The 13,557-nt window shown below is 43.8% G+C and carries 11 protein-coding genes; 8 read left to right on the forward strand and 3 right to left on the reverse strand.

What is annotated here, in order from left to right:
• Positions 1-192: 192 nt before the first annotated feature.
• The 3 genes from ACQFX9_RS25670 (at position 193) to ACQFX9_RS25680 (ending at position 3,766) form a co-directional block, all read left to right on the forward strand.
• Complete coding sequence (locus tag ACQFX9_RS25670; protein WP_427159381.1) at positions 193-669, forward strand: hydrogenase maturation protease; 477 nt, start codon at positions 193-195, stop codon at positions 667-669.
• Positions 670-743: 74 nt separating this feature from the next.
• Positions 744-965, forward strand: coding sequence for a hypothetical protein (locus ACQFX9_RS25675; protein ID WP_427159382.1), 222 nt, complete (start codon positions 744-746; stop codon positions 963-965).
• Complete coding sequence (locus ACQFX9_RS25680) at positions 965-3,766, forward strand: bifunctional acetate--CoA ligase family protein/GNAT family N-acetyltransferase (protein ID WP_427159383.1); 2,802 nt, start codon at positions 965-967, stop codon at positions 3,764-3,766. Before ACQFX9_RS25675 ends, ACQFX9_RS25680 begins: the two co-directional genes overlap by 1 nt.
• Before the next feature lie 176 nt (positions 3,767-3,942).
• Here the strand turns inward: ACQFX9_RS25680 and ilvD are convergent, their stop codons facing one another.
• Positions 3,943-5,631 carry a dihydroxy-acid dehydratase gene (ilvD, locus tag ACQFX9_RS25685; protein WP_427159384.1) on the reverse strand — a complete coding sequence of 563 codons (1,689 nt, stop codon included), beginning with the start codon at positions 5,629-5,631 and terminating at the stop codon, positions 3,943-3,945.
• 599 nt (positions 5,632-6,230) lie between these two features.
• On the opposite strand from ilvD, the gene ACQFX9_RS25690 reads away from it, so the two are divergent.
• The 5 genes from ACQFX9_RS25690 to ACQFX9_RS25710 all read left to right on the forward strand — a co-directional run bounded on the left by ACQFX9_RS25690 (position 6,231) and on the right by ACQFX9_RS25710 (position 10,966).
• A complete protein-coding gene (locus ACQFX9_RS25690) occupies positions 6,231-7,592 on the forward strand; it encodes a sensor histidine kinase (protein WP_427163006.1) in 1,362 nt (453 codons plus the stop codon).
• 218 nt (positions 7,593-7,810) lie between these two features.
• A complete protein-coding gene (locus tag ACQFX9_RS25695; protein ID WP_427159385.1) occupies positions 7,811-8,266 on the forward strand; it encodes a DUF2141 domain-containing protein in 456 nt (151 codons plus the stop codon).
• 476 nt (positions 8,267-8,742) lie between these two features.
• Positions 8,743-9,639 (forward strand): ABC transporter permease, encoded by an 897-nt coding sequence (locus ACQFX9_RS25700; RefSeq protein ID WP_427159386.1) that lies wholly within the window; start codon positions 8,743-8,745, stop codon positions 9,637-9,639.
• Between the two features lie 110 nt (positions 9,640-9,749).
• Positions 9,750-9,956 carry a hypothetical protein gene (locus ACQFX9_RS25705; RefSeq protein ID WP_427159387.1) on the forward strand — a complete coding sequence of 69 codons (207 nt, stop codon included), beginning with the start codon at positions 9,750-9,752 and terminating at the stop codon, positions 9,954-9,956.
• A gap of 83 nt (positions 9,957-10,039) precedes the next feature.
• The gene (locus ACQFX9_RS25710; RefSeq protein ID WP_427159388.1) at positions 10,040-10,966 is read left to right on the forward strand and encodes an ROK family protein; all 927 of its coding nucleotides are present in this window, start codon (positions 10,040-10,042) and stop codon (positions 10,964-10,966) included.
• Positions 10,967-11,091: 125 nt separating this feature from the next.
• On the opposite strand, the gene ACQFX9_RS25715 is transcribed toward ACQFX9_RS25710, so the two are convergent.
• Positions 11,092-11,514, reverse strand: a complete 423-nt coding sequence (locus ACQFX9_RS25715; protein ID WP_236140504.1) for a hypothetical protein — start codon at positions 11,512-11,514, stop codon at positions 11,092-11,094.
• Positions 11,515-11,875: 361 nt separating this feature from the next.
• Entirely contained in the window at positions 11,876-13,513 is a 1,638-nt protein-coding gene (locus ACQFX9_RS25720; RefSeq protein ID WP_427159389.1) for a CTP synthase, read from the reverse strand.
• Between the last annotated feature and the right edge of the window lie 44 nt (positions 13,514-13,557).

Below are 13,557 nucleotides of genomic sequence, written 5' to 3' on the forward strand. Positions count from 1 at the left end.
AAATAACCCTTTTTCCTCCCCTGCTTCCCCAACTTCCCCTGCCTCCCCTGCTTATTTCCCATCCCTCACAACTTCCTCAAATTGTTCGTTTATTGTTGCAAATTGAACACCTTAATAAAAGAATACTGATAAATTTGCTGACTTTTACTACATCCTGAAATCTGCAATTTTTGATATCTAGAGAGTTAAACAATGAATAAGACTGTGATGGTAATCGGATATGGTAACGAACTGAGAAGCGATGATGGCATAGGACAGCAAATAGCCAATGAAATTGCTAATTGGCATTTACCATCTGTAAAATCCTTGGCAATACAACAACTAACCCCAGATTTAGCAGCGTCCTTAGCAAAAACAGATTTAGCTATATTTGTAGATGCTTGTTTACCTACCAACGACTGGGATGTGCAAATACAACCCCTCTCGCCGGCGGATGATTTAGATAACAGCGTTCATATTTGTGATCCGCGATCGCTGTTAGCTTTAACTCAGGCTTTATACGGTTATTGTCCGACGGCTTGGTTAGTAACGATACCAGGATTTAACTTTGAAATTGGCGATCGCCTCTCCCGAATTGCTGAAATCGGTAAATCACTAGCCTTATTAAAAATCATTCAAATTTTGGACAGAATTCACACCTATTGGGTAGAAGTTCAAGAAGTGGTTTAGATGTAGGAATCCGACTTGATTATTGAAATTATTTGCATAGGGAGGGAACAGGGAACGGGGAAGACGAAATAAAAGTGTACCTAGCTTCGCAGAAATTAAATACGATTCCTATAGCTTCATTGATTACCAAACACTCATCACTCAGCACTCAAAACTCAGCACTCAAAACTCATCACTCAGCACTCAAAACTCAGCACTCATCACTCAGCACTCAGCACCCAGCACTCATCACTCAGCACTCAGCACTCAGCACTCATCACTCAGCACTCATCACAATTAATCATCTGGAGGATTGATGCCACAATCTCTTAAGCCTACTACCAACGTTGATCGCGCTTATGATATTTTGCAGGCAGAGAAGGTCAATCCTCTCCATGCCATTTTTGCACCCCAAAGCGTCGCCGTCATTGGTGCGAGTGAAAAAGCCGGTAGCGTTGGACGCACGATTTTATGGAATTTAATTAGCAGTCCCTTTGGCGGTACAGTTTTCCCTGTCAATCCCAAACGCCATAGTGTCCTCGGAATCAAAGCCTATCCCTCAATTGCCGAAATTCCAGAACAAATAGATTTAGCAGTAATTGCTACCCCAGCCCCCACAGTTCCCAGTGTAATTGCTGAGTGTGTTGATGCAGGGGTGAAGGGAGCAATTATTATTTCGGCTGGTTTTAAGGAAGCTGGCGCGGAGGGAATTGCTTTAGAACAGGAAATCTTAACCCAAGCGCGACGAGGTAGAATCCGCATTATCGGCCCGAATTGTTTGGGTGTGATGAGTCCCCAAAGTGGTTTAAATGCTACATTTGCCAGTGCAATGGCGCGTTCTGGGAATGTGGGTTTTCTCAGTCAAAGTGGGGCGTTGTGTACCGCCATTCTAGATTGGAGTGTGCGGGAAAATGTCGGGTTTAGTGCTTTCGTTTCCATCGGTTCAATGTTGGATGTAGGTTGGGGAGACCTGATTTATTACCTGGGTGATGACCCCCAAACCAAAAGTATTGTCATCTACATGGAATCTATTGGTGATGCCCGATCTTTTATCTCCGCCGCGCGAGAAGTTGCATTGACAAAACCGATTATTGTGATTAAAGCCGGACGTACAGCCGCCGCCGCCAAAGCCGCCGCTTCCCACACCGGGGCTTTAGCTGGTAGTGATGCCGTTTTAGATGCAGCATTCCGGCGTTGTGGGGTGTTGCGGGTTAACAGTATTTCTGATTTGTTTGATATGGCGGAGGTACTAGCAAAACAACCCCGTCCGCAAGGGCCAAGATTAACAATTCTCACCAATGCTGGGGGGCCTGGGGTACTGGCGACCGATGCTTTAATTGAAACTGGCGGCGAACTAGCAGCGATTTCACCAGAAGTTATAGAATCCCTGAACAAAATTCTTCCTCAACACTGGAGTCATAATAATCCGATTGATATTCTGGGTGATGCTGATCCCCAACGCTATACCCAAGCTTTGGAAATTGCGGCGAAAGATCCCAACAGTGATGGTCTTTTGGTGATTCTCACACCCCAAGCAATGACTGACCCCACGCAAACCGCAGAACAGTTAAAACCCTACGCCCAAATCCCAGGTAAACCCATCCTTGCCAGTTGGATGGGGGGTGCAGATGTCGCAGAAGGGGAAATCATGCTAAATCGTCAACGCATCCCCACTTATCCTTACCCAGATACGGCGGCGCGAGTGTTTAGTTATATGTGGCAATCTAGCTATAACCTGCGCGGTATCTACGAAACGCCAGTATTACCAGCAATTGACGCGGGTAATGGTATTCCCTATCGCAACTTAGTAGAAAATATTATCTCCTCGGCGCGTCAGGCAGGAAGGACAATTTTAACGGAATATGAATCAAAACAGATTTTAGCTGCCTATGGTATTCCCATTGTTGCCACTTGCGTCGCTGCTACTGAAGATGAAGCAGTGCGATGTGCAGAAAATTTGGGTTATCCAGTGGTGGTGAAACTCTATTCCCAAACCATCACCCATAAGACTGATGTTGGTGGTGTCCAGTTAAATTTACAAGATGCTGATGCAGTCAGGCGCGCCTATCGGACGATAGAAGCCAATGTGTGCGAAAAAGTAGCAAATATAGTCAATAGTCAACAGTTACCTCATTTTCTGGGTGTGACTGTGCAGCCAATGGTGAAAATGGATGGCTATGAACTGATTATTGGTAGTAGTTTAGATCCGCAATTTGGGCCAGTGTTGTTGTTTGGGACTGGGGGACAATTAGTAGAAGTATTTCAAGATAGAGCGATCGCATTACCTCCCCTAAACACAACTTTGGCGCGGCGGATGATGGAACACACTAAAATTTACAAAGCCCTCAAAGGTGTGCGGGGTAGGCAAAGTATTGATATGGATGCCCTAGAACAACTATTAGTGGCGTTTAGTCACTTGGTAGTTGAACAACGTTGGATTAAAGAAATTGATATTAATCCCTTGTTGGCGACTCCTCCCAGTCCACACAATCAAGGTAATGGCGGATTAATTGCTTTAGATGCGCGGGTAGTGCTGCATGAGTCGGAAATCACAGAAGCGCAATTACCCAAGTTAGCCATTCGTCCCTATCCTACACAATATGTAGGAGAGTGGACGATGAAAGACGGTACACCTGTAACTATCCGTCCCATTCGTCCCGAAGACGAACCATTGATGGTGAAATTTCACGAGACACTTTCTGAAGAAAGCGTTTATTTTCGCTACTTCCACATGATGAAATTAAGCCATCGCATCACCCACGAACGGTTAACCCGTATCTGCTTTATTGATTATGACCGCGAAATGGCGTTAGTGGTAGAACATCAAGATGCTCAAACCGGAACACGGCAAATTTTAGCAGTGGGAAGATTGAGTAAATTGCATGGGACAAATGCTGCTGAATTTGCAATGTTAGTTAGCGATCGCTATCAATGTCAAGGCATAGGTACAGAACTCGTCAAGCGACTTCTACAAGTCGGGCGTGATGAGCAAATCACCCACATCAGGGCTGATATCCTAGCTGATAATTATGGGATGCAAAGAGTCTGTGAAAAACTCGGCTTTCATGTGGAAGCTACCAGCGATACTACTGTGATGAAAGCTGAAATTACCCTCTAGGGACTTCCAACTAAAAGAATATACAGTCGCTGTAGTGAGCAGGGGGGCAGGGAGCAGGGGGAGCAGGGGGAGCAGGGGGAGCAGGGGGAGTAAAGAGAAGCTTTAAATTTCCCCCTTCCCTACTAGGGAAGGGGGTTAGGGGGTTAGGTTTTACGTTAACTTAACCCAAACTGAGGTTAATTAAACAAATCCAAATCTGTGACAGCACCGACACTACTAGAAGAGACTAACTTAGCGTATTTCGCTAAGATACCTTTTGTGTAACGGGGTGGACGGGGTTGCCATTTGGCACGACGACTGGCTAATTCTGCATCAGAGATGTTGATTTGTAATAGGCGAGAATGAGCATCAATTGTGATGCTATCACCTTCTTCTACTAGAGCGATCGCACCACCAACGGCAGCTTCTGGTGCAACGTGTCCCACTACCATGCCGTAAGTCCCACCGGAAAAGCGTCCATCGGTAATTAATCCCACGCTATCACCCAAACCTGCACCAATAATTGCAGAGGTGGGTGCTAACATTTCCCGCATCCCAGGGCCGCCTTTGGGGCCTTCGTAGCGAATAATAATCACATCTCCGGCTTTAATCTTACCTGCCAGGATAGCGTCTAAACATTCTTCTTCGGAATCAAATACCCTTGCAGGGCCGGTAATGCTGGGATTTTTCACCCCAGTAATTTTAGCTACCGCACCTTCTGTTGCCAAGTTCCCTTTGAGGATAGCTAAGTGACCTTGCGCGTACATGGGGTTATTCCAAGGACGAATCACGTCTTGTCCGGCGGGTGGTTCGTCGGGGATATCTGCTAAAACTTCAGCGACAGTTTTGCCAGTAATAGTAATGCAATCTCCGTGAAGTAACCCATGCACAAGTAGCATTTTCATCACTTGGGGAATGCCACCAGATTTATGCAAGTCTGTGGCGACATAGCGGCCACTGGGTTTCAAGTCACATAAAACGGGGACACGACCACGGATAGTTTCAAAATCATCTATATTTAGTTCTACACCAGCCGCCCGCGCGATCGCGAGAAAATGTAATACAGCATTTGTTGAACCACCCACAGCCATAATTACGGAAATAGCATTTTCTATAGATTTGCGCGTGATAATTTGCCGGGGTAATAGTTGATTGCGAATCGCTTCTACTAATACTTTCGCTGATTCTTCGGTACTATCGGCTTTTTCGTCATCTTCCGCCGACATGGTAGAAGAATAGGGTAAACTCATCCCCATCGCTTCAAAAGCTGAAGACATGGTGTTAGCTGTGTACATCCCACCGCAAGAACCCGCACCTGGACAAGCATTGCGTTCTACTGCGATGAGTTCGGTGTCGTCAATTTTACCCGCACTGTATTGACCCACAGCCTCAAAGGAACTGACAACAGTTAAGTCGCGGCCGTTGTAGTGTCCGGGTTTAATTGTGCCACCATACACAAAGATAGCTGGAATATTCATTCTTGCCATAGCAATCATTGCCCCTGGCATATTCTTATCACAGCCACCGATGGCAATCACACCATCCATACTTTGACCGTTGCAGGCGGTTTCAATGGAGTCAGCAATAACTTCTCGTGAGACGAGGGAATATTTCATCCCTTCTGTTCCCATCGAAATACCATCACTAATGGTGATTGTACCGAACATTTGGGGCATGGCTCCCGCTTTTTTTATCCCCGCCTCGGCTCTTTGGGCTAATTGATTAATGCCCATATTACAGGGAGTGATCGTACTGTAGGCGTTAGAAATCCCGACAATTGCTTTGTTGAAGTCTTCATCTTGAAAACCTACTGCACGCAGCATAGCGCGATTGGGCGATCGCTGTACTCCCTGTGTGACAACTTTACTTCTAAAATTCTCTGACATCTTGTTCCTTCCGTACTTTAATACCGAATTGGGATAGGTAGTATTGTTTCGAGATTCTGGAATAGTCTGAGAATCTAGGCTTTTAATCCCAAATCCCAAACTTGTACTGAGCAGTTCGACAGGCTCACTGTATCACTTGTCGTTCGCGGAGCGTCTCGAAGAGAAGTATCCCAAATCCCAAATTGGTATAACCGCTTGTATTGCGATTGTGTTACCTGATTGTCTCACGCATGGGAAGGATTAGGGACTGGGTATTAGTTATCAACTTTTCCTTTTTTCAGAAAAGTCGGTCTGTAAAGATTGAGTAAAGTTGAGCCAAATTCTAGCTGTGATTAAAATTTGTAAAGCGATTTTGGGAAGACTGAATCTAGTAATCATGTTGGTTCTAGTAATTTGTACTGGAACGAGAGAAAGATTTCTTCCAAGGGTGTTGCTGAATTCAGGGATGAATCTTGCAGGGTAGGCATCTTACCCACCCCGAAATATTAGGGAATGGCAAGATGCCCATCCTACAAAACCAATCAAGTCATTCTGCAAATATGCAATGCCCTATGACGCAACTAAAAGCGATACAGCACCAAGCGAAAAGGATGGAGATTATGCTTGCTATCCATAGCATGAATGATGCTAGTGAAATGAGCTTGCAATTGGATTCGACTTTACAAGAACTACCCATTTGGGAAATCCAAATTGAGCTAAATCTCCCAGGAAATACATTAATTAAAGCATTTGAAGCCGAAACATTATTACCAGGAATTATTTTGACTAAAAATCGATATTTTGTCGGGATGATTTCACGACAGAGATTTTTTGAGCATATGAGTCGTCCTTATAGTTTCGGGTTGTTCTCTATGCGTCCCATTGAAACTTTGTATAATTTTCTTCAGCCTGAAGTGAGTGTCTTTGACCAAGATATGACAATTGTAGAAGCAACTCAGGCAGCATTGCAGCGATCGCCTGCACTTGTTTACGAACCAATCATTATTAGAACTCAGTCCGGTAAATACGGCATCATCGATTTTCATCAACTACTATTAGCTAACTCCCAAATTCATGCTCTGACCCTGACTCAGTTACAGCGTGTAGAAGAACAATCAGAATTAGCCAAAGCCGGGTTTCGGGATTTAAAGAAAAACTATAGCAGATTATTACAAAATGAGAAAATGGCATCTTTAGGTCAATTGGTAGCAGGTATTGCTCACGAAATCAATAATCCCGTCAATTTTATTGCTGGTAATCTGGTTCACGCCCTGGAATATATTGATGATCTATGTGACTTGATTAACTTATATCGCCAACATTACCCCCAACCAGTAGAAGAAATTGCCCATGCGATCGCTCAAAATGAATTTGAGTTTATGATGAGTGATCTTCCAAGGCTTTTAACTTCCATGAAAACAGGTTGTGGACGCATCGATCAAATTGTGCGTTCTTTGCGTAATTTCTCCCGTTTAGACGAATCTGACAAAAAAACAGTAGACCTTCATGAAGGTATTGATAGTGTACTGTTAATCTTACAAAGTCGCCTCAAACCTCATCACCAGCATCCTGGTATCAGAATTATTAAAGAATACGGTAATATCCCCCCAGTAGATTGTTATCCTGGCTTACTCAATCAAGTTTTTATGAACCTCATTGCCAATGCAATTGATGCCTTGGAAGAATCTATGAGTAACAGTCCAGAATCATTGACTCAGCCACAAATTCAGATTCGGACTGAAAGCATGAATAATCAGCAAATCATGATTCGCATAGCTGATAATGGCCCAGGAATTCCCGAAGATGTGAAAACAAGATTATTTGACCCATTTTTTACCACCAAACCAGTAGGTAAAGGCACAGGATTAGGTTTATCAATATGTCATCAAATTATTGTAGAGAAACATCGGGGACAAATTTACTGTGTATCAACAGTAGGCAGAGGTGCTGAGTTCATTATTCATATTCCGAATGGTCAATAGTCAATGGTCAATAGTCAATAGTCAATAGTCATTAGTCATTAGTCATTAGTCAGCACTCAGCACCGGCTAAACGCCGCGCTACCGCTAACAGCACTCAGCACTCAGCACTCATTACTCAGCACTCATTACTTCTACCTTGTCTCCCTTGCCTAGATTGACAGTTCCGTGTCAGTATGAATCTGCACTCACTGTTGGTATTTGTTTTAACTAAAAATCTTATGCTGAAAAAAATGACAGTTAGCGTAATGCTGCTTGCAGCGTTGGGAGGTTTAACGTGGTCATCAAGTGTAAAAGCAAACTTTAATGGCAAGCTGACTGTAGAAATTGATGGCTTGAAAAATCAAAAAGGTCAAATTTGCGCTAGCGTCTTTACTGCTAGTAAAGGATTTCCCAGCGATCCCAAACGTGTTGTCCAGAGTCAGTGTACTACAATTGGTGAAACTCCGGTAAAAGTGAGCTTTGACAACTTACAAGCTGGTAGTTATGCTGTGGCTGTGATTCATGATCAAAATAGCGATCGCACCTTAAACACAAATAATCTCGGTATACCCTTAGAAGGCTTTGGCTTTTCCAGAAACCCTGAAGTTCGCACCAAAGCACCCGAATTCAGCGAAGCCGCTTTCATATTAGCCGGCCCCAACACCAATATTCAGATTCAACTCAAGTATTTTTGACACTCTCGCCGCTACACCGCTTGCGCGGTGTAGCGGGAGATTCTTACTTCAAACCCACTGAATTAGATTAGCGTTACCACTAACCCCCGTCAGTACGAGTCCGCAAGCATTTTCTAAGGCCGTCTGCCCAAAGGCATTTAACCACAATAATATCTTGAAGAACCCGCCCCCACTGACTAATGACTAATGACTAATGACTAAGTAGAACGACTTGAAAAAACCAAACTATGTGAAGTAATGTAAAAAGATTGGAATCTAGTTCGTAGTAAGGACTTCAGTCCTTATCAGAGGACTAAAGTCCTCTCTACGAGACGCTTGCGCGTAGCTTGCTTCCCCGGAGGGGTACACTACAAACCTTGGATTATTTACACCGTTCTACTTAATGACTAATGACTAATGACTATTGACTGTTGACTAATGACTATTGACTAACGAATCATTACAATGGTCAGCGTATTTTGCTTCTCATATTGCCCATGACCATCACTAAACGTCGTCTGCCAAAGTTGGTGAGTTTTGCTAAAAATCCCAGTCTTTCCCAAAGATTAATGTTGATTGGGTTAGCCATTACTTTATTCTTCATTTTTCTGGCTTTCTTTGCACCTGTATTGCAATCCTGGGGATGGCTACAAAATCCGAAAGAATTCCTCTCTAACCCAATACAAGCAGCACCTTCTGCTAAATACTGGTTTGGTACTAGTCGCTTAGGACATGATGTGTTCTCCCGCACGATATTTGGCGCACAAGCGGCTTTGCAAGTGGTGATTTTAGCTACTGCACTCAGTATGGTGGTTGGTGTACCTCTGGGAATGTTAAGTGGCTACCTCGGTGGTAGGTTAGATAAGATGTTGCTGTTTCTCATGGATAGCATCTACACCTTACCAGGACTGCTGCTTTCGGTGACACTGGCGTTTGTTGTGGGACGAGGCATATTCAACGCAGCGATCGCTATTAGTATTGCATACATCCCCCAATATTACCGAGTCGTCCGTAATCACACGGTCAGCGTCAAGACGGAAGTGTTTATTGAAGCGGCTCAAGCAATGGGTGCTTCTACTTGGGTTGTGTTGTCTCGCTATCTGTTTTTGAATGTCATTCAAAGTGTACCCGTACTTTTCACTCTCAACGCCGCCGACGCAATTTTGGTGCTTGGTGGTTTAGGCTTTTTAGGGTTAGGCTTACCGGAAGAAGTACCCGAATGGGGACATGATTTAAAACAAGCACTAGAAGCTTTACCTACTGGTGTTTGGTGGACTACTCTGTTTCCTGGTTTGGCGATGACTTTGATGGTGGTAGGGTTATCACTACTCGGTGAGGGGTTAAATGAATTTGTCAATCCTAAATTACGGGGAGAAAATGGAAACCGGAAATAGTCAACCCCTTAGAGGGGAATTCAAAATTAAAAATTCAAAATTCAAAATTGTTTTTAGAATTCTGACATTTTGAATTTGCTCAATACTTTATAAATGACTGAGAGATTAGAGTGAAAGACAACATTTCTTTAATTGCGGCGGCGGCTGGTGGGTTTATGCTTTCTGTGACTTTAGCGGGGATTTTACACGGTGCGCCTGTAACAGCTTGGCGGGAACAATCAAATTTGAGTCCTACTATTGCTACTAATTTTAGTGTCCCTGCAAAACAGACTGATGACTTCAACTCATTTGTGAGTGGAGAGGCTCAAAAAAGCTAGTATGCTTGTGTGAAAGGGAATAGGGGAAACTTTAATCAGCTACGTCACTGCTAGCTGATTGATTGTTGTGTGAGGCTTTGAAAGTGGAAAATTCTCAAGTAATTGGGATTGATTTAGGGGGAACTGCGATTAAATTGGGGCGATTTAGTCAAGATGGTAGTTGTCTGCAATCTTTGACTGTCGCCACACCCCAACCAGCAACACCGGAGGCTGTGTTGGCGGTGATGGTGGATGCGATCGCACAAGTTGACCCAGATAATCAAACTATAGCTATTGGTGTGGGTACTCCTGGCCCGGCTGATGCTACAGGACGCATCGCCCAAATTGCGATTAATTTACCAGGATGGCTGAATATCCCGTTAGCTGATTGGTTAGAAACCAAAACTGGCAAACCGACTATTATCGAGAATGATGCTAATTGTGCAGGTGTCGCCGAGGCTTGGTTAGGTGCAGGTACTCAGTTTCGCAATTTTATGATGCTGACTTTGGGAACTGGTGTAGGCGGTGCGATTATCCTTGATGGTAATTTGTTTGTCGGACATCAAGGTGCAGCCGGAGAACTGGGATTAATTACACTCCAACCTGATGGGCCAATGTGTAAGAGTGGTAATCCAGGTTCTTTAGAACAATATACTTCGGTTCAAGCCATTCGCCGCATGACTGGCTGTGAACCTATAGAATTAGGAATGCGGGCGCAAGCCGGAGATATCAAAGCTTTAGAATTTTGGCAAGAATACGGTAGATACTTAGGTATTGGTTTAACCAGTTTAATTTACGTTTTAACACCAGAAGCGATCGTCATTGGTGGTGGTGTTAGTGCTAGCTTCGAGTTTTTTTACCCAGCCGTCAAAGCAGAAATTGAAAAGCGAGTCATGCCCACATCCCGCGCAGGCTTACAAATTCTCCCCGCACAGCTAGGTAATTCCGCCGGGATGGTAGGAGCAGCCAAGTTAGCGTGGAAGAAGGCAGAGGGGCAGGGGGCAGGAGGCAGGGGGACAAGAAATGAGTAATGAGTGCTAAGTGCTGAGTGCTGTTAGCGGTAGCGCGGCGTTTAGCCGGTGCTGACTAATGACTAATGACTAATGACTAATGACTATTGACTATTGACTATTGACTATTGACTATTGACTATTGACTAAGAAAAAGAATACCCCGTAGTCTTCTGCACAAACTGTAATACTTTGTTGTATGACTCTGGATTATTTACAGGGTTAATGACTATGGGGATAGTTCCATCTGGTAGCCAAAAGGTTATCCTGCCATTTTGTTCTTGACAAAAAGAACTAATGCAATTGAGATTAATCACATATTCATTTCTTTCATAAAGGATTTTCACCCAATAGGCATTTTCCACTTCTAATCCAGTAACTTTCTCTATATAGTCTAGAATTTTTTGATAATCTTCTAGATTACTTTGCGGGTTAATCACTACGGGAATGGCACTATCAGGCAACCAGAAGGTTACTCTGCCGTTTTTTTCATAACAAAAAGCATTAACACGGTCAAAATTAATCACATATTCTTTCCTCTCATAAAAAACTTTTACCCAGTACGCCACAACATCTCCTCAAGTCCCAAGTTCATGATTGATGTTTACCCTGTATTTTACGAAATCACTAGATTTCATACAGCAGATTACAGGTCAAGGCAGTACAGATTTTCAGAATCAAGCTTGATGCCGAGAAACTTTTAAATTTGTTCCCTATTCTGTTGAAGTTGGGAGCCAAGAAAATCTCCCCACTTCTCTCTGTTTCCTCTTCCCTGTTCCTTGGAAGTCGGGAGCCAAGAAAATCTCCCCACTTCTCTGTTTTCCCTGTCATAAGTTTAGTGCTGTTGTTTGTTGATGCACAATTGCAAAAATCTATGTTTAATTCGGTAGATGCTTTTTCCTTGGATCAATGTAGGGGATTGTAAATTGTCTAAGATACCTCTACAGGTGTTTGGATACTAGTAGTGGGATGATTACGAGCGATCGCAGCCTGCATAAATCCTTGGAATAAAGGATGGGGGTTGCTAGGACGAGATTGGAATTCCGGGTGGAATTGACACGCAATAAAAAATGGGTGTTGCGGTAATTCTACAATCTCTACTAAGCGTCCGTCAGGAGAAGTTCCACTGATTACATAGCCAGAATCTAATAACAGCTGTCGATATGCGTTATTAAACTCGTAGCGATGGCGATGGCGTTCGTCAATGACTTCTGCTTGGTAAAGCCTGGATGCCAAACTATTGGGAAGGATACGACAAGGATATACCCCTAAACGCATCGTTCCGCCTAAGTCTACAACATCTTGCTGGTCTGGTAGCAGGTTAATAATTGGGTATTGGGTGGAGGGATCAAATTCTGCACTGTTAGCACCAGCTAAATCAGCGACATTTCTTGCCCATTCAATTACAGCACACTGCATTCCCAAGCATAAACCGAGGAAAGGAATTTGGCGATCGCGGGCATATTTAATGGCGGCAATTTTGCCATCTACCCCCCTTGTACCAAAACCACCAGGTACAAGCACACCATCTACACCAGCCAAATATTTTTCGGCTGGTTGATTTTCCAAGTCTTCGGAGTTTACCCAGCGTAGGCGCAAATCTCCATGTGTGGCAAATGCTGCGTGACGCAGTGCTTCTACTACGGATAAATACGCATCACTCAATCTGACATATTTACCGACAATAGCGATTTCTACAGGGTGTTTAGGACTGTATAACCGTTCTACCATCGTTTGCCACTGCTCTAGATTGGGCTGGCGTTGTTCCATTTGCAACAAATCTAGGGCTTGTTGTGCCAGTCCTTCCCGTTCTAGAATCAGTGGTACTTCGTAGATACTGCTAGCATCTAGGGAAGTGATGACACATTGAACAGGGACATCACAGAACTCTGACATTTTTTGTTTTAGTCCCATTGGGATGGGGCGATCGCTCCGGCAAACTAAAATATCTGGTTGAATGCCAATTGATCTGAGTTCCTTAACAGAGTGCTGTGTCGGCTTGGTTTTCATTTCCCCAGCCGAAGCAATGTAAGGTACTAAGGTAACGTGCATATACAGCACATTTTGCCGTCCTACCTCTTTGCGTAATTGGCGTATTGCTTCCAAAAATGGTAGAGATTCAATATCTCCGACAGTTCCGCCAATTTCTGTAATCACTACTGAGGGATTTGTTGCTTTCGCCACCAACAAAATCCGTTCTTTGATTTCATTAGTAATGTGGGGAATTACCTGTACTGTACCGCCATTGTAGTCGCCCCGGCGTTCTCTGGTGATCACTGCTTGATAAATTGAGCCGGTGGTAACGCTGTTTAGCCGTGACATCGAAGTATCGGTAAAGCGTTCATAATGTCCCAAGTCTAAATCGGTTTCCGCACCATCTTGGGTAACAAACACTTCCCCATGTTGAAAAGGACTCATAGTTCCTGGGTCAACATTAATATAAGGGTCGAGTTTCAAAATCGACACCGAATAATCTCGTGATTTGAGTAAACGGCCTAGACTTGCTGCTACAATGCCTTTGCCAATACTGGAAACTACCCCTCCAGTTACAAAGATAAACTTAGTCATAGTAGTTTGAATTGCCATCGACTGCTAAAAATAACTTCCAAAAG

Source organism: Aliinostoc sp. HNIBRCY26, assembly GCF_050235535.1.
In the GTDB taxonomy this organism is placed as follows: Bacteria; Cyanobacteriota; Cyanobacteriia; order Cyanobacteriales; family Nostocaceae; genus Trichormus.

What these genes read in the sequence shown, in the direction of transcription:
- ACQFX9_RS25670 (WP_427159381.1), top strand. Translation starts at nt 193, where the DNA reads ATGAATAAGACTGTGATGGTAATCGGATATGGTAACGAACTGAGAAGC.
- ACQFX9_RS25680 (WP_427159383.1), top strand. Translation starts at nt 965, where the DNA reads ATGCCACAATCTCTTAAGCCTACTACCAACGTTGATCGCGCTTATGAT.
- ilvD (WP_427159384.1), bottom strand. Translation starts at nt 5,631, where the DNA reads ATGTCAGAGAATTTTAGAAGTAAAGTTGTCACACAGGGAGTACAGCGA.
- ACQFX9_RS25690 (WP_427163006.1), top strand. Translation starts at nt 6,231, where the DNA reads ATGCTTGCTATCCATAGCATGAATGATGCTAGTGAAATGAGCTTGCAA.
- ACQFX9_RS25695 (WP_427159385.1), top strand. Translation starts at nt 7,811, where the DNA reads ATGCTGAAAAAAATGACAGTTAGCGTAATGCTGCTTGCAGCGTTGGGA.
- ACQFX9_RS25700 (WP_427159386.1), top strand. Translation starts at nt 8,743, where the DNA reads ATGACCATCACTAAACGTCGTCTGCCAAAGTTGGTGAGTTTTGCTAAA.
- ACQFX9_RS25720 (WP_427159389.1), bottom strand. Translation starts at nt 13,513, where the DNA reads ATGACTAAGTTTATCTTTGTAACTGGAGGGGTAGTTTCCAGTATTGGC.